17 protein-coding genes and 4 pseudogenes are annotated in these 19,286 nt (G+C 57.3%); 8 read left to right on the plus strand and 13 right to left on the minus strand.

Features of this window, described 5'->3' with window-relative positions; translation table 11 throughout:
• The first annotated feature begins 186 nt into the window (after positions 1-186).
• The 7 genes and pseudogenes from P3T23_RS42980 (at position 187) to P3T23_RS43010 (ending at position 5,417) form a co-directional block, all read left to right on the plus strand.
• The gene (locus P3T23_RS42980; RefSeq protein WP_429322136.1) at positions 187-1,044 is read left to right on the plus strand and encodes a CmcJ/NvfI family oxidoreductase; all 858 of its coding nucleotides are present in this window, start codon (positions 187-189) and stop codon (positions 1,042-1,044) included.
• Between the two features lie 76 nt (positions 1,045-1,120).
• Positions 1,121-1,879, plus strand: coding sequence for an SDR family NAD(P)-dependent oxidoreductase (locus tag P3T23_RS42985; protein ID WP_429322137.1), 759 nt, complete (start codon positions 1,121-1,123; stop codon positions 1,877-1,879).
• A gap of 246 nt (positions 1,880-2,125) precedes the next feature.
• A pseudogene (locus P3T23_RS42990) lies at positions 2,126-2,242 on the plus strand (IS66 family transposase); the annotation flags it as partial.
• Positions 2,243-2,539: 297 nt separating this feature from the next.
• A complete protein-coding gene (locus P3T23_RS42995) occupies positions 2,540-3,523 on the plus strand; it encodes a zinc-binding dehydrogenase (protein ID WP_429322138.1) in 984 nt (327 codons plus the stop codon).
• A 55-nt stretch (positions 3,524-3,578) separates the two neighbouring features.
• Positions 3,579-3,737, plus strand: a pseudogene (locus P3T23_RS43000) (TetR family transcriptional regulator); the annotation flags it as partial.
• Positions 3,738-4,014: 277 nt separating this feature from the next.
• Positions 4,015-4,325 (plus strand): annotated as a pseudogene (locus P3T23_RS43005) (transposase); the annotation flags it as partial.
• Between the two features lie 129 nt (positions 4,326-4,454).
• On the plus strand, positions 4,455-5,417 hold the full coding sequence (locus tag P3T23_RS43010) for an SDR family NAD(P)-dependent oxidoreductase (protein ID WP_429322139.1): 963 nt from the start codon (positions 4,455-4,457) through the stop codon (positions 5,415-5,417).
• Positions 5,418-6,036: 619 nt separating this feature from the next.
• Here the strand turns inward: P3T23_RS43010 and P3T23_RS43015 are convergent.
• From P3T23_RS43015 to P3T23_RS43025, 3 genes and pseudogenes are all read right to left on the minus strand, one after another.
• A pseudogene (locus tag P3T23_RS43015) lies at positions 6,037-6,213 on the minus strand (IS6 family transposase); the annotation flags it as partial.
• A 62-nt stretch (positions 6,214-6,275) separates the two neighbouring features.
• Positions 6,276-7,055 carry an SDR family oxidoreductase gene (locus P3T23_RS43020; protein ID WP_429322140.1) on the minus strand — a complete coding sequence of 260 codons (780 nt, stop codon included), beginning with the start codon at positions 7,053-7,055 and terminating at the stop codon, positions 6,276-6,278.
• A complete protein-coding gene (locus P3T23_RS43025; RefSeq protein ID WP_429322141.1) occupies positions 7,055-7,381 on the minus strand; it encodes a nuclear transport factor 2 family protein in 327 nt (108 codons plus the stop codon). Before P3T23_RS43025 ends, P3T23_RS43020 begins: the two co-directional genes overlap by 1 nt.
• An 89-nt stretch (positions 7,382-7,470) precedes the next feature.
• Between P3T23_RS43025 and P3T23_RS43030 the strand changes: the two genes are divergently transcribed.
• On the plus strand, positions 7,471-7,839 hold the full coding sequence (locus tag P3T23_RS43030) for a winged helix-turn-helix transcriptional regulator (protein WP_429322142.1): 369 nt from the start codon (positions 7,471-7,473) through the stop codon (positions 7,837-7,839).
• Between the two features lie 214 nt (positions 7,840-8,053).
• On the opposite strand, the gene P3T23_RS43035 is transcribed toward P3T23_RS43030, so the two are convergent.
• The 10 genes from P3T23_RS43035 to P3T23_RS43080 form a co-directional block, all read right to left on the minus strand.
• Positions 8,054-8,827 carry a DNA alkylation repair protein gene (locus tag P3T23_RS43035; RefSeq protein ID WP_429322143.1) on the minus strand — a complete coding sequence of 258 codons (774 nt, stop codon included), beginning with the start codon at positions 8,825-8,827 and terminating at the stop codon, positions 8,054-8,056.
• Between the two features lie 404 nt (positions 8,828-9,231).
• The gene (locus P3T23_RS43040; RefSeq protein ID WP_429322144.1) at positions 9,232-9,942 is read right to left on the minus strand and encodes a helix-turn-helix transcriptional regulator; all 711 of its coding nucleotides are present in this window, start codon (positions 9,940-9,942) and stop codon (positions 9,232-9,234) included.
• A gap of 177 nt (positions 9,943-10,119) precedes the next feature.
• The gene (locus P3T23_RS43045; RefSeq protein WP_429322145.1) at positions 10,120-10,719 is read right to left on the minus strand and encodes a transglycosylase SLT domain-containing protein; all 600 of its coding nucleotides are present in this window, start codon (positions 10,717-10,719) and stop codon (positions 10,120-10,122) included.
• Positions 10,720-10,740: 21 nt separating this feature from the next.
• On the minus strand, positions 10,741-11,118 hold the full coding sequence (locus P3T23_RS43050) for a hypothetical protein (RefSeq protein ID WP_429322146.1): 378 nt from the start codon (positions 11,116-11,118) through the stop codon (positions 10,741-10,743).
• 852 nt (positions 11,119-11,970) lie between these two features.
• Entirely contained in the window at positions 11,971-12,972 is a 1,002-nt protein-coding gene (locus P3T23_RS43055; protein ID WP_429322147.1) for a zinc-dependent alcohol dehydrogenase family protein, read from the minus strand.
• A 23-nt stretch (positions 12,973-12,995) separates the two neighbouring features.
• Positions 12,996-13,493 (minus strand): VOC family protein, encoded by a 498-nt coding sequence (locus P3T23_RS43060; protein ID WP_429322148.1) that lies wholly within the window; start codon positions 13,491-13,493, stop codon positions 12,996-12,998.
• Positions 13,494-13,509: 16 nt separating this feature from the next.
• Positions 13,510-13,953: a nuclear transport factor 2 family protein gene (locus tag P3T23_RS43065; protein WP_429322149.1), complete on the minus strand. Its 444-nt coding sequence runs from the start codon at positions 13,951-13,953 to the stop codon at positions 13,510-13,512.
• A gap of 260 nt (positions 13,954-14,213) precedes the next feature.
• Positions 14,214-16,706: an efflux RND transporter permease subunit gene (locus P3T23_RS43070; RefSeq protein WP_429322150.1), complete on the minus strand. Its 2,493-nt coding sequence runs from the start codon at positions 16,704-16,706 to the stop codon at positions 14,214-14,216.
• A gap of 70 nt (positions 16,707-16,776) precedes the next feature.
• Positions 16,777-17,844 (minus strand): WD40/YVTN/BNR-like repeat-containing protein, encoded by a 1,068-nt coding sequence (locus tag P3T23_RS43075; RefSeq protein WP_429322151.1) that lies wholly within the window; start codon positions 17,842-17,844, stop codon positions 16,777-16,779.
• An 85-nt stretch (positions 17,845-17,929) separates the two neighbouring features.
• The gene (locus P3T23_RS43080; protein ID WP_429322152.1) at positions 17,930-19,285 is read right to left on the minus strand and encodes a DUF1329 domain-containing protein; all 1,356 of its coding nucleotides are present in this window, start codon (positions 19,283-19,285) and stop codon (positions 17,930-17,932) included.
• Between the last annotated feature and the right edge of the window lies 1 nt (position 19,286).

Here is a 19,286-nt window from a genome sequence, read left to right on the forward strand (position 1 = left end):
GTTGGTTGCCGCGCGGTCTACGAGATGGCAAAGCGCAACCATGCAGCCGATCACATCGCGCCGCCACCGCCGGGCTGGAAGAGCCAGTGGGAAACGCCCGAAGCTATTGCTGCGGTGACCAGCGAACCTGTGGCCGACTGATCCAGCCCGAAAAATCCAGCAAAAATCCCAGAGGAGATACCGACCATGTCTGGTTTCGCCGCCGCTGCACGGGCCTATACCGAGATCCACCTGCCCTCGGTCGAGGCCTACATGAATTTCAGCCAGAACATCCCTCGCGCCCGATCCAACGTGATCGATCCGAGCCAGACCTATCGGCCGCTGGAGGCGCACAAGGTCATCATCCACGACGCGCGCCCGATTCGTGACTACCTCGATCTGGACAAGGAAGGCTTCATCCTGGTGGACCATGTCAGCAGTGTCTCGCACCTGCGCGACGCCAAGCAGCTGGAGGGTACCTACCACGACGAGATCCAGGCGGCAATCAAGAAGATCTCCGGCGCCGACTACGTCCTGCCGTACCGCACGTACTGCCAGGTCCGCCTGTCCCAGCGCGCACCAGGCGAAAACGGCAACGACACCACTCGGCCGGCTGGCTTCGTGCACGCCGATGTGACTCAGGAGACCTTCCACGACTGGGCCAGGTGGGTCCAGGAGGATGAGAAGATCACCGTGCCGCCGCACAAGCGGGTGGTGATGTACAACACCTGGCGGGCGGTGTCGAAGCCGCCTCAGGATTTCCCGCTGGCCTTCACCGACGGCTTCAGCATCAAGCCCGGCAAGTGCGTGGTAATGGACAACGTCACCAGCATGGAGGCGGAAGGGCACACCGTCGAGACGCGCCTGGGCCTCTACGATCCGGACGACAAGTGGTACTACTTCTCCAACATGAGCGAGGAGGAACTGCTGATCTTCAAGGGCTACGACACCAAATTCAACGACGATCAAACCGTCTGGCACAGCAGCTTTAACAACACCGAGCTCCACCCCAACGCGACGCCCCGGGAAAGCCTCGAAGCGCGCTTCTTCGCCTTCTGGGTTTGAAGGCGGAACCCTTCTGGGCGGCGCTGCGGCGTTCGCCGGGAAGCAGGTTGACCACTACAGGAAAGGAGGTGCATCAATGTCGGCAAAGGGTTTAGGCCGCCTGCAAGGCAAAGTAGCCGTCGTGACCGGTGCGGGTTCCGGCATCGGCGAGGGCATCGCCACTGTCTTCGCCCGCGAGGGCGCTAAAGTTGTTGTTGTCGATGTGGATCCGGTCGGCGGCGAACGCTGCACGGCGGCGATCAAGGCTGCGGGCGGCGAGGCCGAGTTCGTCAAGACGGATGTCCGTGTGGAATCCGAGGTCCAGGCCTTGCTGGAACGCGCTGTCGCGCGCTTCGGCGGTCTGGACGTGCTGGTCAACAACGCTGGCGTCGGCATCGGCAAAACCGCCGAGCAGACCAGCGAGGATGAGTGGGACCGCATTATCAACATCAATGCCAAGGGCACCTTTCTGGCGACCAAGCATTCCATCGGCCATCTGCGTAAGCGCGGCGGCGGCAGCATCATCAACATCGGCTCGCTGTTCGGGCTGCGTGGCGGCCCCAGTTTCGCCGCCTACCATGCGTCCAAGGGCGCGATACGCCAATTTACCAAGTCCACGGCCTTGGCGCATGCCGGCGAAGGAATCCGGGTCAACGCCGTGCATCCTGGAATCATTCGGACGCCAGCGTCAATGCAGAACGCCGAGGCGCAGAAGTTCGCCGCGGCGAGTCTCGGGCCAATCGGGCGCTGGGGCGAGCCAGAGGAGATTGCGTACGGTTGCGTGTACCTCGCCTCCGACGAGTCCAAATTTGTGACCGGAATCGATCTCGCCATAGACGGTGGACTGTCAGCCTGACCCGCATTGCGTGTTCTTGCCGGTGTCGCCCACCACGCCAGGAGATCGTCGTGCGTAAGCGCGAGATTTGCCAAACGTAGACTCGCGCGAGATGTCGGCGCAGCAGATGTCCACCTCAACATGGTGGGCATCTGCGTGTCCTCATAACGTGCGGGGTACCCAGTGTGCGCGGCCGCCATCACCAGATCGTGCTCACGCGAGGACGTGCTGCCCGGCAACGATTCGAAGCCCAGGCGCTGAATTGCCAAAACTTTGGTTTCCGAAGGATCGGCGATCGCCAAGGCGCTCGACTATAGCCTGAAGCCATGGGAGACGCTCACGCGCTATCTTGTAGATGGGCACGTGCCCACCGACAACAACTGGCTTCATGCCGCTAGCTGCATGGCAGACGTTATGCCGACTCCTGGCTGGATTATCAGCGTCGGCATGCGTTACCTGATCGCAGGCTCTCCCGAGACGGTGGCGCGCAAGATGAAGGCGATTTCCGATGCTGGTATCGACGGCATTCTGTTTACCTGGGTCAAGCCGCTCGAGGACATCCGTCGAGTGACGAAAGACGTCCTCCCCATTCTGGAGGATTACGGCCTGTGCCGGCCATATATAAGCCGCGACAAGAATGATCAATCGGTTCTCGTCTGAAAATTCGGAGGAAAGAAAGTCATGTTCGCAGCCTATGTGGAAAAGCCCAATTTCGACTCCCCATTGTCGGCGCTTATCGTCGGCGAGCACCCGGAACTAGGGGTTCCAGAAGGGTGGGTAAGGGTCAAGATGTCTGCCGCCAGTCTCAACTGGCACGATATCTGGACACTGCGAGGCATGGGCGCCGCGGCCGGGCGACCCGAGATTTTCCCCATGATCCTCGGCTGCGATGGGATCGGCACTCTGGACGACGGCACGCGGGTCGCGATCTATCCAATCATCGGCAATACCGATTGGAGAGACGACGAGACACTGGATCCCGAACGCAATGTTTTCACCGAGCAGTTTCACGGATCATTCGCCGACTACATGGTCGTGCCGCGGCGCAATGCGGTGCCTTTGCCACAAAGCCTTGCGTCGGTTCCGGCCGCCGTTTTAGGGGCCGCGTGGCTTACCGCCTATCGGATGATGTTCACCCGCGTGCGGCTGCGGCCCGGACAGACGGTCCTTGTCCAAGGCGCGTCCGGCGGCGTTGCTACCGCGCTCATTCAGCTTGGCCGCGCGGCCGGCTTGCGGGTATGGGCGACGGGGCGCTCGGAGGAGAAGCGTGCTCTCGCCGAAAGTCTCGGCGCCCACCGGACTTTCGCGTCCAACGAATCGCTTCCGGAGAAGGTCGATGCGGTGTTCGAACCGGTCGGAGCGGCAACCTGGAAACATTCGATTCATTCCGTGCGGCCGGGGGGTACTGTGGTCATCTGCGGCGTGACAACCGGTGATCAGCCGGGTGCGGAACTGGCTAGCATCACATTCGACCAAATCACAGTAACGGGCGTCTTTGCTGGAACGCGTAGCGAATTCAGGGATCTGATCACCTTCGTTGACGAATACGGGTTGAAGCCTCAGGTGGGCAGGGTGCTGCCGATCACGGAAGCCGCCGAAGGGATGCGGATGATGTGGGAAGGAAATGTTCCCGGGAAGATTGTTTTCAGTTTCGCTAGTTCGTGAACCGACGTGAGTTTGGCGCAAGATGAGACAGACATTTCGGAGGCGGTGCTCTCGGATGCCACCACCAGTCGATCATGACGAAAAGCGCCGGCGCGTCATCGAGGTCGCTTCGCGCCTGCTCGCCAAATCGGGGCTGGGTGCACTGACCGTTCGCGACGTGCCGCGCGAGGCCGGTTACAGCACGACAATCGTCACGCACTATTTCAAGAACGAGGATGAGTTGTTGACCCCCATCTTCAAATACAATCACGCCCGGTTCGTCACTATCACCGATGAGGCGTTACGGAAAAGTGGCAGCGACCTCAAAGCCTTCATGACGTCGGTGATGCTCCTGGAAGACCACAGCATCCAATGGTGGCGCGTCTGGTTCGCTTATATTGCCCAGCTCGACTCACATCCCAAGATTTCTTCGATTCACCGGGACTTCACCCAGGCGCATAGGGAGCGCTGGGTTGTCATCCTGAACTCGATGACCGCACGCGGACTGCTGAAAGGCGCTCAAAGCGCATCTGAAGCAGCCGATGCTGATCATTTGGGATGGTGCCAGGCCCCATCGCGCCACAATTGTCCGCCAACACCTGGATTCGCTCGAGGGCCATATTCAGATCGCCTTCCTGACACCGTATTGTCCGGAACTCAATCCCGTCCAGTATCTGTGGGCATGGCTCAAGCGTCACGCGATTGCGAACTTCTGCCCCGACAACCTCAACGAGTTGCATACCATACCCGCAACAAGCTCAAAAGCGACCAGCGCCGGCCTTCGATCATCGCCGCGTGCCGGATTCAGGCAACGTTGTGGTGACGTCATGATTTATGGAACGATCAGTAAGTACCCGAGCCGGTCGCCAGGTTCGTCTGACACCGACTACATCCCTTCCCTTCTCCAACTATCAGGCAAAAACGGATTGATACCCGTGACAAGGAAATCGACATGAGCAAACCATTTGACGCGACGTCCACTGGGGACGATGTACTCGAAGATCTTGACCTAACCGGCAAGCGCGTGCTTGTCACGGGGGTCTCAGCTGGTATTGGTGTAGCGACCGTTCGCGCGCTGACCAAGCGTGGTGCCCATGTCGTTGGTGCCGCGCGGAACCTTGACAAGGCCCGTTCAGCGATCGCCGGCATAGGCGGAACTTCAGCAGATCCCGGCAAGCTCAGCCTCGTCCAGCTCGATCTCGGATCGCTTGCCAGGGTGCGCAAGTGTACAGACGCGCTGCTCGCCAATGGCCAGACGTTCGATCTTATCATCGCCAATGCTGGAATCATGGCCTGCCCCAAAAGCGAGACAGTGGATGGCTTCGAAACACAGTTCGGCGTCAATCACCTCGGCCATTTCGTCCTGGTCAATCGCCTCGTTCCGTTGCTGCGACCAGGAGCACGAATCGTCAGCGTCACTTCGGCTGGCCATCGGTTGGCAGATGTCGATCTGGACGATCCTGGTTTCGACCGTACATCGTACACCCCTTTTGCCGCGTATGGCCGTTCGAAGACGGCTACGATCCTATTCGCGGTAGAGTTCGACCGTCGACACCGCGACAAGGGTATCCAGGCGACCGCCGTCCATCCCGGAGCAGCCCATACCGAACTGAGCCGCTATCTGACTGACGACGTCGTACAGCAGATGGTGGCCGCAATCGAGCAGACATATCCAGGCGGCATGGCCGCATTTCCGTGGAAAGACGTTTCGCAAGCTTCAGCAACATCGCTGTGGGCGGGCGTAACCGCAGCAGCGGATACCGTTGGCGGGCGCTATTGCGAAGATTGCCACGTTGCAGAATACGACGACGGCGACGGGTTGATGTCCGGTGTACGCAGCTATGCGCTCGATCCCGCGCGCGCTGAAGCTCTGTGGGCGAAAAGTGAAGAAATGGTAGGCGAACAATTCCTGTAAGTGCCCGCCTCCGATTAGTCGAGCAACGGAAAAAGCCCGGTCAGTCAGGCCGGGCCGGTGAACGCTGCGAGACGTAGCCGATATAGCAGAGCAGCGCGCCTGGCCGGTACGCTTACCGCAGATCCACTGGCTGAATCATCTCGGCTCGCGCACGACGCCACTGACTCCAGCTCCCCTGCGTCGTCGCCAACACGCCTAATCTACCAGCCGCTTCTTGCTGGCCCACGGTCTTGGCAAGCTTGAACGCCCCCGCATTGTATTTCTCCGTGTATTGAGTCGTCGACACCACATTCGCTGCCACGCATTCCTCAATAAACGGACAGCTAAAATTTGTTGCTGTATGCGAGATCCGTGCAGATTCAGCGCGTCTTTCAACGAAAAGCGACCATGCTGCAGTTGTTGATTGGCGGGCACAAAACCATCCAGTTTCCTCGTCGTGGACATCGGCGCAGCATACCTATGGACTCCGCGCGTCGCTTCCGGGTCTGGAGTGTTCGCCCGTACAGCTACACGCTTGGCCCATCCTTCGCTCTTCATGAGGCACGCAGGCGTCAGGCAGGAAAAGGTTGTGTCGCAGCAAGGGGGCGGAGGCGAAGCGGAGAGACGTTGATAGGATTGCTTACGTCGCAAGACCGTAAAACTGCTCGGGGATGGAGCATTGCAGTGCCTCATCATCGTCCTTCTGACCCTTCGCTATCATGTGCATGAGTTCGATGCCGCCCAAGCTGATTCGGGTGCAACGAAAATCCTTGAACCCCAGCATTGGTCAGACAATGCGCTTGATCGCCCGATGATCCCACTTTTGTCGATCGTCACCGTCTCCGGGATACCGTTCTTATTGCAACAGAGCCTCTCAGATTACGCGATCGGAACAGTTCCGCCGTCGATGACGTACTCAGTGCCGGTGATGGCGCTGGCCCGCGCGGAGACGAGGAAACCAATGAGTTCTGCGACTTCTCGGGGAGAGCATGGCCGGCCGAGAGGAATGCCCCCGAGCGAATCCATGATGATCTTGCGGGCGCCTTCCGTGTCGATGCCGTTCTGCCGGGCGATCTCAGCAACGAGACCCGCGGCCGCATCTGTCTCGACCCAGCCGGGGGAGACGCGTACGACGCGAATGCCTTTCGGACTGACTTCCCTGGACAAGGCTTTGCTGTAGTTCGAGAGGGCAGCCTTGGCGGCGGCATAGGCAATCGTGGCCTCCGGCAACGGTAACTGCCGCTGGATCGACGTGACGTGGATGATGACGCCCGAGCGCTGCTCGACCATCAAGGGCAACAGCGCGCGATCGATGCGCACTGCCGGGAGCAGGTTCAGGCTCAATGCCTTGTTCCATTCGTCGTCGTCGAGCACGCTGAAGCCACCCGCTGGCGCAGATGAACCACCCGCCACGTGCGCGATTATATCGACGCCGCCGAGCCGTTCGAGCACGGCCTCGACAATAGTTTTACAGCCTTCGGCCGTCGTGATGTCCGCGCCGATGAACCTTTCTTCGGAAAGGTCATCGGGACGCGAACGTGCCGTCGCAAGGACGTTCGCGCCAGCCTCGCAAAGGCGCGCGACAACGGCTTTACCGACTCCTTTGGTCCCGCCTGTGACAAGCGCGCGAAGGCCCTGAAGTTCGAGTGCAGTGCTCATCAGTGAATCTCCAGAGACGCGATCTTGCCGCCAGCCAGGACAAACGTGTAGGTCAGCTCGACCGGGCTACCGGGGAAGGCGCCCGTGAGCCTGGCGCGCATTGTGACGACGGCGCCATCCTGGGACAGGTCCAACGGCTCGACGTTGTACTGGTACCTGGCTTTGGCGTCTTTCTTCCATGCCTGGATGGCTTCGAGCCCCTCGATAGTGCGGCCCTCGTCTTGTACGACGGCGTCGGCAGCGAAGCAGTTCGCAAGAGGGGCAGTGTCGTTGGTGGTTTCCGCATTCAGATAGGCATCCAGTGGCGGCGGCAGTGTCATGTTCATCGGACTTTTCCTGAACGTCACGTTTGCATGTCTCAATGATGGCGCTATAGTTACCACATCGCAAGAACGCACTAAAAAGTAAGTAAGCCGTGCCCAACCGAAAAGTCTACACGCCTGCGACCGCCGCGGTCGACGTCGAAGCCGCATTCAAGCTGCTGGAAGGTCGTTGGAAGCTGGTGATCCTGTTTCACCTTTTCGGTGGACAGGTGCGGCGTTTTTCGGACCTCGAGCGGCTGATCCCCGGCATCACGCAAAAGATGCTTGCCCAGCAGTTACGCCGCCTCGAAGAGGACGGCATTGTGACGCGCACGGTCTATCACCAGGTGCCACCGAAGGTGGACTATCGCCTGACCGATTGGGGCCAGGCGCTCTGCCCGGCACTGGATGCGATCCTGAAATGGGCGGAGCGCCGTGAAGACTTTCCATCGCCTGCGTCGAGTGGGCGTGCCTCAGGCTAATGGAGTAGACGCCCCCGCGGGACGGATATGCCAAAGTAGGGACCTCAAGCGTTAGCCCGAAGGAGAGCCTGACTAAGGGCTTTGCCATTGAGGGCTACAGATTGCTGCTGGACGTGCCGGGAGGCAATTCTCGATCGAAGGCACATGGGGTGAGGCAACCTCGACCATCAGCGAGACGGGGTGGACCGTGGCGCCCCTGTCGCCGAACGACGGATCAGACGAGGTGAAAGAATGAATTCGCAACGACGTCACCATTGACAATCAGCTCAACTACGTGCCGTCCGGCGTAGTGCGTGCGTGTCGTGAAGTCGCGAATATGCTGGGTGTGGCTTAACGAAATATGCTGACAGGGTTCCAGAGTCAGCTCCTTCAGCTTGAACACCCTTGCAGCCGTCGCGCCGCTGCGCTTCACATATCTGATACGATAATCGACGACAAGCCTCTGCGCCGCCTTCACCGCCGAACTCAGCTTGCAGCTGAGTGTGATCGTGTCACCGATGACAATCCGCTGCGGAGTCACGCTAAACGCCTCGAGCACAATCTCAGGCGCGCCCCCCGCGCCCAGGATCGCAAGCGCCTGCATATTACCCTGTTTTACCAACGTGCGCAGCCCGTGGCGAACGATCCATCGGGTATGGTGATTGTCTCCATCCCATTGACCGACTCGCTCCAGCACCCACGCCGCATGCATCTTCGTCACATCGTTCAGATGGTTTGCCACCGATTTGCGTACGTATGCACTCGGGTCGGCGCTCAGACTGTCGAGAATCGGCGCCGCTAACGACGGATCGCCCTCTATATCACCCAGCCGGAATGACCAGGGCAGGCGGGGCCTGCTGCCTTCACTCGCGAGCCGCCGCACCGCCTCATCTGAGTCCGTCGACCAGGTTTCCATGATCGCAAGCGCGCAGTGCGTATCATCACGCAAAAATTCGCGCACTGCGAATTCGGACGAACCGAATCGCGTGAAGTATTTCAGCGCGTCCATAGAACGCTCGAATGCATGCCGACCGTACTGCCCGACATAATCGGGCGCCACGAGCGACACGAACCCTTTGCCGAGCAGCGGCGCCGCCTGCATCAACAGCGCGAGTACTGCATCGTAACCGCCTCGTAGTCCACGTGAGCCAGCGTCAATCGCACCACTGGCGCGACGTACGCGTTCCATCAGCGTCAGGTGTTCAAGTCCGTCGAATGCGGTCGCGAGAAAGACCGGCTCGTCGAAGACGGGTTCAATCGAGTTCAGTATGGCCGAAAGAGCGCGAAACTGTTGCTCGCCCATCGAATGCTTGAGCGGGGTGTTAACTCGAGTAGTCATAGTAACTATAGATACCCGGCGTTCTGGCCGGCTATCAATGAGCTGGAAAACGGACAGTGTCGCGCAAGCAACTGTCAGTTTCTGTCAGCAGGCTGTGCTTGAGCGGAAAGCGTCAGGTGCGCATGCAGCGCCCGCATCAGCTCGCTACGACGTCCCGGATAGCGCACGCCTTCTTTCGCTTCGAGAATTCGGTCGGTCCGGAACGTGCGAAATGCTTGACGCAGTTCGCACCATGCGGCGAGCACGCGCGCGCTGTCCATGAAACCGATTTGCACCGGCCAGACCACTCGCCGCGAGGAACACCCGGCCGCATCGGCATAGACGATTTCGAGGCGGCACTGTGCACGAATCGCCGCGCGCAAGCGGTCGAGTTCGACTACGATATCAGGAAAGAACGGCGCCGGCGGTCCCGGCATTGCAAGCGGCGCGTCGAGCGTGGCGCCCGCGAGCGGCGGCAGCACCGCAACGATCTTCGCCAATGCTGCAGCGGAAGCGGTTTTGAGCACGTCGTCGCCCCGCTGGTCGACGTAGCGCAGCCCAAGCAGGATCGCTTCCACTTCCTCGCGCGCGAACATCAGGGGCGGCAGGAAATGGCCCGGCTTGAGCACATAACCCACGCCCGCGCTGCCTTCAACGGGAGCGCCCTGCGCCGTCAGTTCAGCGATGTCGCGATAAATCGTCCGCTCGGACACCGCAAGTTCGACCGCAAGTTGCGCGGCCGTCACGGGGCGTCGCCTGGTGCGCAGTATCTCCATCAACCCCAGGAGCCGTCCCGAACGCGACATGCCTCGCACCCTTTCAGAAATGACTAAGCTACTGACGCGGCAGGGCGCAGGGTCGACCGAGCCGGATGGGGTCGGAACTGTAGCCCCGTTCGCCATCCACGAGATGCGATCTTCCCCATCACTCTGCCCATTGTCTGCTTCTTGAGCGTCATCAGCCCATTCCGATCCAGGCCACGACTACAAACCGAAGTCTGCCTTCATCGTGCTCATGTGATCGACTACGCGTCGCGCATAGCCCCTCGCGCCCCCGCTATAGCGATATAACGCGCTGTCGAGATTTCCGTCCGCCTCTCTTATGTAGTTATGCAGAATTTCTGATCCGATTCCAACATTCGTGCGCGCGTCGGTCAAATCGGACGTGCGAAGGACGCGGTCTCGGTGCTGAGATGGAAGCACTTGCATGAGTCCCCTGGCGCCAACCACACTGATCGCGAATCGGTCGAAACTAGATTCGACCGCGATCACCGCAAGCAATAAGAACGGCGAGATTGTGTAGCGCCTGGCTGCGTTCAGCACCGCGTGACCGATTTCCAATGCGTCGTGCAACCCTATATGAAAGCGGACGCTCAAAACAGTTGCGATTTCCTCCGCTGTGGGCTCGCCCTCTCGAGGCGCGTCGAAGGTGTGGGTTGGCGTTGGCCCAACCTGCGAATCAGCGCCAAAACACAGTCCGGCTAGCGACCCGCAGACCACAATTGCCGCGAAAACAATACCGCGGAGGCGGTGCGCAATAGCGCGTGGCCAATCAATGATATCTTCGCTCAAATCCGCAAACATGATCTTTGTTCCTGAAAATTACTACCGCGCATCAAGATGCATTCCCCAAGTCGGCACGGGGCTGCATTGGCAGACACTCTCGTCACTGACACGCTCAAATGACGGCTGTCTAAGTGCCTGGTCGGCATAGGTATCATTCAATAGAATTTCGTCATCGGACGCGGTGTCGCTGGCGGAAACACATTCCACTTGCCGAAAGAACAAGAAGGAAATCCGTCGGTCCTGTCGCGACACCTCGACGCGCACGAAGCGCGTGCCGCCGATTGCCATTCGACTGAAGTCGCTCACTCGGGCAGGTGCGGCCAGCGTTGGCCTAAGCCATTTCTCGACCACGGAACGAAGCGATTGCTGCGCGAATCTCACACGCTCTGGTGCGGAATTCACTGTAATTGGGCTCATTTGGCTTGCCTCCATACCGACACGTCATCCCCTTCCCCCTGGTACGCGAAATTTTCCGGGCACACTACGCCGAACTCACGTACCGCAGGCCAAGGTTCGAAGATCGGACTTTCGCCAACAATTGACCCTGGTCTTCTTCGATTCTCCGGATATCGATGAGAATCGTTATATTTTACTTCAGTACAGTTTAGACTAGTACAATACTTTCCAAATGTAAAGCGTTGCAGGGGCTGGGACTATCACTGTCCGCCAGCGCCCGGCGAACGCGAGAATCATCAGAACTTTGTTGTGAGCTGTGGGAACCCCACAGCCACGGCGACCCAATCAAGCGGCAGAAAATGACGACCTGAACAGGGGCGTTTAATTTCGACTGCGACATGAAAGTAACGCCCCGATTCCTGGCACAGCATGCACGCTTCGTCTCTGCCCCCTACCCGCCCTGAGCCCACCACGCCGGGTGCCGCAATAACGTGCGAAGTTTCGCCGACCAAATGCGGTTCGAGCCGAACGCCAATCCAGGCCTTTTTACTATGACTAAAATCGAGACCAAACTTCCCCCGTTTCTGGGTGGGCGGGAAGTGGACCTGAGAGCCGCAGCAAATTTGGGCCGGTATTTCTGCGACGAGGCCGTAAAGACGGCTGAGGTCCAGCATGGAGTCCGATGACGTCATTCCGCTCCGACACATTGCGGACGCCTTCAGATCCGCGATTCGCTTCACGGAAGTAACCTGATGCCAGGAGAACAATTCATCGGGTATAGGTCCAGGAGATCAGACGATCGCGCAGATTCCTGACTTTCCATTCGTCGCATAACCTCGGGTACCTCCGTCATGGACCTGATTCGCGCGCCTATTAATCAACCGCAATGACGATCTTGCCGAAATGATTGCGGCTGTCCAGTTGTTTGAGAGCGTCTGGAATTTCCGAGAACCCGAAAATGCTATCGACCACCGGCTTGATCTTGCCGATTTCGACAGCGCGCATCATGACCTCCGCCGCATCCCGGCTGCCGGACATGATCCCGTCGATATGAGCAGACTTGGTTATCAACGGGTAAATGGGCAGGCTCGCCTCCACCCCTCCGAGAATGCCGACCTGTGAGATATGCCCACCATTTGCCACTGCAACGAGCGATTCACCAAGTGTGGAGCCTGCCACATCCACAACGAGGTCAACGCCGCGCCCCCCCGTCAGCTCCGAGACAATCTTCCCCCAACCGGGAGTGTGAGAGTAATTGATTGTGTGATGCGCACCAAGCGCCTTCGCGCGCTCCAACTTTGCATCGCTCGACGAAATGATGAAAGTCTCGGCGCCAGCGGCCAAGGCGAACTGCAACGCCATTAAGGAGACACCGCCGGTGCCCTGCACGAGGACGGCGTCTCCCGCCTTAATATTCGAACTCTCAGTTATCGCCGACCAGGCAGTAACCCCGGCACAGGGAAGCGTCGCCGCCTCGGCGTCGCTAAGAAAATCCGGTACTTTGATAAGCTCAGCTTGAGACACCACCAGATATTCCGCGGCGACGCCGTCATTTGTGCCCCCGCGGTCTCTTTTGAACTTATACGGAGCAATCGTGCCATCGATCCAATCGGGATAATAGGTCGCAATTGCGCGATCACCGATCTTCACACGATTTACGCCAGCACCTACCTCGACCACCTCTCCAACGGCATCCGATAGCGGAATAAGCGGGTATTGGACTGGCATATATCCCTTGACTACGTACAAGTCACGATAGTTAAGTGAGATAGCTTTCACCTTGAGGCGGACCAGGCCCGATCCAACAGTCCCCTCTTCACGGTCCGTTACCCGCAGCGCATCGACACCCACATCGGTGAGTTCAACCACTCTCATGGCATGTCCTTTATAAAGTTAATTCAACTTGCGCGAAGCGCATCAGAAGCAGCAAGGCTATGCTCCCAAATTTGAATCATATTTCCATCGGGGTCGTAAAAAATGAACGTCTTCCCCAAATTGGCGCAGGGCCAAACATACTCCGTTTGAGTCTTATAGCCGGCCGCGCGCACCTTCTTATAAAACTCCTCAATACCGTCAATTACGAGGGCAATCTCACGAATTCCGCTATCTTTATAAAGCAACTTATCAGATGGCGTCTTCTGAACCTCGGGCACAATCGGTGCAAGCAGCTCCATCATCGCGCCCTGTTCTGAGACCATAACCGCAACGTCTGCCTTGGCACCGGGTGTCTTATAGAGATCCTCTAGCAACGCACGAGGCGCCATGACAGTCGGCGCCCAATTCTCGCCATCCGGGATTGTCGTCCGTACCATAAGATTGAAACCCATAACGTCTTGCCAGAATTCCACCTGCCGATCGAGATCGGTCGTAACAATGCAAATATGATGAAAGCGCATCCTTGATCTCCCATACTCAGATGAATATTTCCCACGTCCGCAGTCGCGTGGTTCGGCTGTATTTGATCTTCCAAACGCCGTCAACCTTCAGATATCGCTCGTGATAGTGACCCCACCCTTTAAATTCGCTGGTCGGCATCTGCACCCAATCATGCATCGCCCAAACGCCTTCAGCGGTTGTCGGACTAGTCAATGTAATTTCCGGGAGCAAGGCCTGATGCACGGTCCGAACTCCTTTGAGCAAACCCGCCATCCCTTCGACAAACTGATCCCGGCCCTCGATGGTCACCGAATTGGCTCCTTCTATGGAGGCGCGTGGAATAATATCAAACACGCCTACAAAGTCTTCAGTGAAAAGCCGCCTAAATTCCTCCCATTGCTGGGTGTCGCCGTAACGGATATATTTTGCCTTCAATTGTTTAATTTCTTCGATATCCTGCCAGCTTTCCAGATTCTGCATACACCCTCCTATCTACAAGTGCGTTATCTTCCTGTCGACATAACGCCCCTACGCCTAATGCGTCGAGGAGTTCGTCAGACGCCTATCGATCACCTTGATTCCACATCAATGCATATCGAGCCGAATAGTCCGTGCGTTAGACGCTTCAGACTCGCACGAGACTCCGCCGCACCAGCGACGCCAATTACATCGCAGTTGAATCGGGGATCTGAAAATCATCTCGCAGCAAAATACAAGCTCCCACTCTTCGCCCCCGTGATTCAAGTAGATCGACTCGTTGGCTCCGTCAACACTGCATCACCCACCGTCGTGTCCAAGCTTCGGCCCTTGTGCGATGCGGGTGCGCCCAGTGGTTGATTCCTCGTCTTTACAACTCCTCTTAGCAAAAAATGTGATAGCGCAGGAATCAAAATGAGGGCGCCGAGCATATTCCAGAGAAACATAAACATCAGGAGGATTCCCATATCCGCCTGGAATTTGATCGCAGAGAAACCCCATGTCGCCACGCCAGCTGCGAGCGTTAGAGCGACAAGCACTATCACCTTTCCCGTGAATTCGACTGCTCCTTGATATGCTTCCGCGAGCGTGGCACCTCGCCGCTGCAGTGCCAACTGGATGCTAAGCAGATAGAGTGCATAGTCAACTCCGACGCCAACCCCCAAAGCGATGACCGGGAGTGTCGCTACCTTTACACCGATGCCCAGTACCACCATCAGCGCCTCACAGAGAACAGATGTCAGGACAAGCGGCAATACCGCGACCACGACTGCGCTAATACTTCGAAACGTTATAAAGCACAGCACCACAACGGCGGAATACAGCAGAACCAGCATCAAATGATTTGCATGCTCGACTACGATATTGGTAGCCGCCTCTATCCCCGCAGAGCCCGCCGCTAACAGGAACTTTCTGTCAGGAGTGTCGTGTTGCAACGCGAATGCCTGAACTGCTCGTACCATGCGTCCCAACGTCTCTGCACGATGATCCGTCAAGTGTGCAATGATCGGTATAACAGAACAGTCACTGTTAACTAGCTCCGGGTAATTTGCCATGACCTGTTGCATCGCCGGCGCGATCACCAACGGATCGCGACTTATCGTCATCCATTTCGGATTTCCCTCGTTGTTGGCGGCCGAAATGCTTCTGATCAGTGACGCCGGAGAAGTGACGCCCTCCACGCCTGGCACATTCATGAGCTGTACGCCCAGTCGATCTTCTTCAAGCAGTGTCTCGAATTTGCTGCACCCCCCAGGAGGGGTCTTGACCATAACCGCGAACTGATCGTCTGTGAACCCATAGTGCTGGGTAACGTACGCCACGTCGAGGTTGTATTGCGAACGCGGTCGAAGTTCGGGCGCCCCGGCACTAAGGTCTCCAATTTCCAAGTGCCGACTGATCACATAACCAGAAGCGCCCATCACTCCTGCTAATATGACAGCGAGGGTCGCGCCTTTTCGCGCGGTAAAGAGCACCAGCAGTTGCGCGAGGTGTCGCCCAATTCCTGTTCCCTTTGAATTCTCGCTCACTGACCTTGTCGCGGCCTCCTCACTCACTCCGATGTAAGACAGCGCCACAGGAACCAATATCAACTTCGTGCAAATGAGTACGCATACGCCAACGCTCGTCGCTATGGCAAGCTCCCTTATCACGGGAATGTCGATTACCATCAGCACTGCGAATCCAACAACATTTGTCAGCAATGCGGTAAAACCTGTGACGAACAGCCTACGGAACGTGTATCGAGCCGCCACATACTTGTGAACGCCGCGCCCAATATCCTGCATGATCCCGTTCATCTTCTGCGCCCCGTGACTGAGGCCGATGGCAAATATCAGAAACGGAGCCAATATCGAGTACGGATCCAACGTGTATCCTAAAAGCCTCATCAGACCGAGCATCCAGATGACGCCGATCAAGGAAGCTCCCACTAATATAGTCGTACTGCGCCAACAGCGGGTATAGCAGCGCACAAATGTCGTAGCGATTGCCACTGAAATGCAAAAAAAGAGGAAAAATTGCCGCAGCCCCTGAATTAGATTGCTCACAAGCTGCGCGAAACCTATAACGTGAATTTTTGTATCACTGTCTGCCTGGCTAAGCACCTGCTTGCTGATTTCCTTCGAAAAGGATACGTAATCCAGAGGCTTACCGGTTGCGGGATCCGTATCAACTAACGGCACTACGATCATCGTCGACTTGTAGTCTTTCCCAACCAGACTTCCAAGCAGACCAGCGCGCACAATATTGACCGCCAAGGCCGAGCGCGCTTCCTTGGATCCATCGTAGTGGTCCGGCATCACGGGACCTGCCTGAAACCCTTCCTCGGTAACTTCAGTCCACCGAACGGAAGGCGTCCATAGGGACTTCATCCATGACCGGTCGACACCGGGAAGTAAGAACAATGCGTCATTGATTTTCTTTAGCTTTCCTATATAAGCGGCGTCAAAAATCGTCCCGTTTTTCGATTCAACTATGATTCGCACCGAGTTGCCTAGTCCTCGTAGTGCGTCCCTATTATCAAAGTAGTTCCTAATATAGGGGTGGGACTGAGGAATCATGCTTTCGAAGCTTGCATTAATGGATAGCTTGCTAGCACTAAGCGTGAGAAGCGCGGAAACTATCAGAAATGCGAGCACAATCCACCGCCGATGATTGAAAATCATCCGCTCCAAAGGGCCGCCGCTGGCGGTATCGAATTCCTCCAGTTTGCCCACAACTGGAAAGCTGCCGGAACTATCAATTATCGGTCCCATTTACGTCCTCATCGCGACAACCGTTAAGAACCGCTGCACAGTTGGTGTAAGATTCGCTTCGCGTAAACCGTCACGGAGCCACGTAGGCATCCACGACCTGATTCCCCGCGACTCCTGTAATTACTACCCATCCTTGCCGCTTGGGCGAGGCTATTCCAGTGAGCATTGGCATACGTACTCTTGACATAAGCGAAAATCGTGTCATGCCGATATCACTCTGGGTAACCGAGCCAGCAACGTCAACCAAAGCCAGTCGTCCGTTAGGCAATGCAGTTCCTGCGGTAATAGTCGCGCCCGTCCCAGTCTCGACCGCTGACCACGTTCGCCCACCATCAATCGACCTGAATGCCGTGCCGCGTAGCCCGTAGGCAACGACGGTGTCTCGGACGCCGACTAACCCGAAGAGGCTGCCTCGATAGCCCGTCAGTTCGCGGACGAACTGCTGCTCTCCCGGTCGCCGTACGAACACTGTTCCCTTCTCCGACGCAATGTACAAACTGCCGTTCAGTTCGCATAGGCCGAACAGGTGAAGTCCCTCCGGGTTATCCACGTGGTCACTCCAGGGCAGCCAATGCCGGCCACCGTCTAACGTGTGCATTGACAAGCCGAACGATCCAACCGCGAATCCCTCTCGGGCGTCCAGGAAAAGAACCGACAGGAACGGGATACTCGCGTTATCCTTCTCGTGCGCTCGCGCATCCTCGAGCAGCGAACGTGCCCGCTGGTCTCCCTCCTCGGCTTTTTTCTCGTAGTACGCGATCGTCAGCTTGCTCGCTTCCACGCCATCCATTTGTTTGTGCCAGGTCTTGCCGGCGTCGTCGCTATGCAATATGAGGCCATCATGCCCAACTACCCAACCGTCGGTTGGAGTCGGAAATGCAACCGCCGTCAGATCCACGGAAACAGGCACCGAGGATTGCCTCCAGGATTTGCCGCCATCATCGGAATACATGATCAGCCCGCGCCACCCTGCAGCGACCAGCCGGTCTCCAGCAGTGGTGATCGCAGTCAACGGCGAGCGTGAAGGATGCGATACACCGGGCGCGGCAGTAACAAGCGGGTCAACAAAACCCGTGGTCGCCGACGCCCAGAAAGAGAAGGTGAGACCCAACACGAATAGCAAGAGTCTAGTAGGCATTTGACATTCCCGTTTCTTCACCAGGTACTGTTTGTCAAGAGTCTGCTTCCGTACCACTTGCGGCTGCGTCTCACAGACACTTCAATCACCGCACGCCTGCACCGGCCAGCGCATCCGGAGTCAACCCCGACTTAAATGGCACGTCCGGCAAGACTTTATAAAATCCACTGGGGGTTTCAATGCCAGCCATCGAATAGTTTCCCTTTGAGAAATCGTAAATAAACTGATTAAGAAATGGCTGATCCGGAACGCTTCCGTACGGAACGAAGTGTGGCCCAAAGCCGGCGCGATAGATATTGCCAGAGTGGTCATATGCATCCGTGGCGACGATTGCCCAAGAGTCCTCGTCCACATAGTATGTTCTCCGTAAAACAACATGACGAGCTGAAGGCTTCAAATCTGCCTGCACCACCCAGACCCGGTGAATTTCCCATCGCAGCGCATCGGGTGAAATGAAGTGCTTTCCGAGCATCTGGCTCAACGGCGTTTCAAAGTGAAACCGATAAGTGTTGTAAGGAATTATCATCTCCCTCTTTCCAACAATCTTCCAATCAAACCGGTCCATCTTGCCGTCCCATAGATTGACCTCATCACCAAGCTCAGCTCCACCAATAAAGGAAACGGGAGTGTCATAGGTGAGTTCCGGTGCGAGACGTACACGTCTAAGTCCGGGGGTATAGGCATAGATCGTCTCGTCATCGTGCTGATAATTCAACGGCAGCCACTCCAGGATCTTCTGCCCCACCGACGACGGCGGGCCGACAAATGTGGTAGTCCATTTCCTATACCACTTGTCTGGTTTTGCGGCGGGATCGTAGTAAGCCGAGTAGGCCATCACCCTGTTGCGTCCGACCTCCGTCGCGTTCCCGGAAGAGTCGACCAAAAAGGCGCTGTTCAAGCCGTCGTGAGAGAAGTGTGTGTAAGCAAGCGTGAAGTTCCAGATTACCTCCGCGCCACGCTTTGGGATTGGAAACGGAATGCCGCCCCAAGCGTTCTCGACGTTCAAATTATCGGAACTCAGACTCGCGGTGCGGGCCAGCTCCTTCGTCTTCTCGAGTACCCATTGCGGGTAGACCATGGTCCGATGTGAAGGGTATACGTCGACGCGGAAATCAGGGTAGCGCTTCAGGAGTTCCTTCGTGCCCTCCGTCAACTTATCGCTATACTCCGCCATGTTCTGCTGCGTTATCGAGACCACCGGCTTCTCACTTGAAAACGGGTCGGGGTAGCGTCCACTCCCCTCCTGATAGCTAGCCGGCGGCTTGATCGGCTCGCCTGTATATGCAGGGACCAGGCCGTCCGCACTCGCCTTAGGATCTGCACCGAATGCCGTCAATGTTGTTCCGAGCGCCCTAGCCTCGCTATCGCTGACTTCTGCGCAGGCGTGTCCCACAACAAGCATTGTCACCGACATTGCGATCGCATTTTTGATCGAACCCATG

It is taken from the genome of Paraburkholderia sp. GAS448 (assembly GCF_050435685.1).
Classification (GTDB): Bacteria; Pseudomonadota; Gammaproteobacteria; order Burkholderiales; family Burkholderiaceae; genus Paraburkholderia.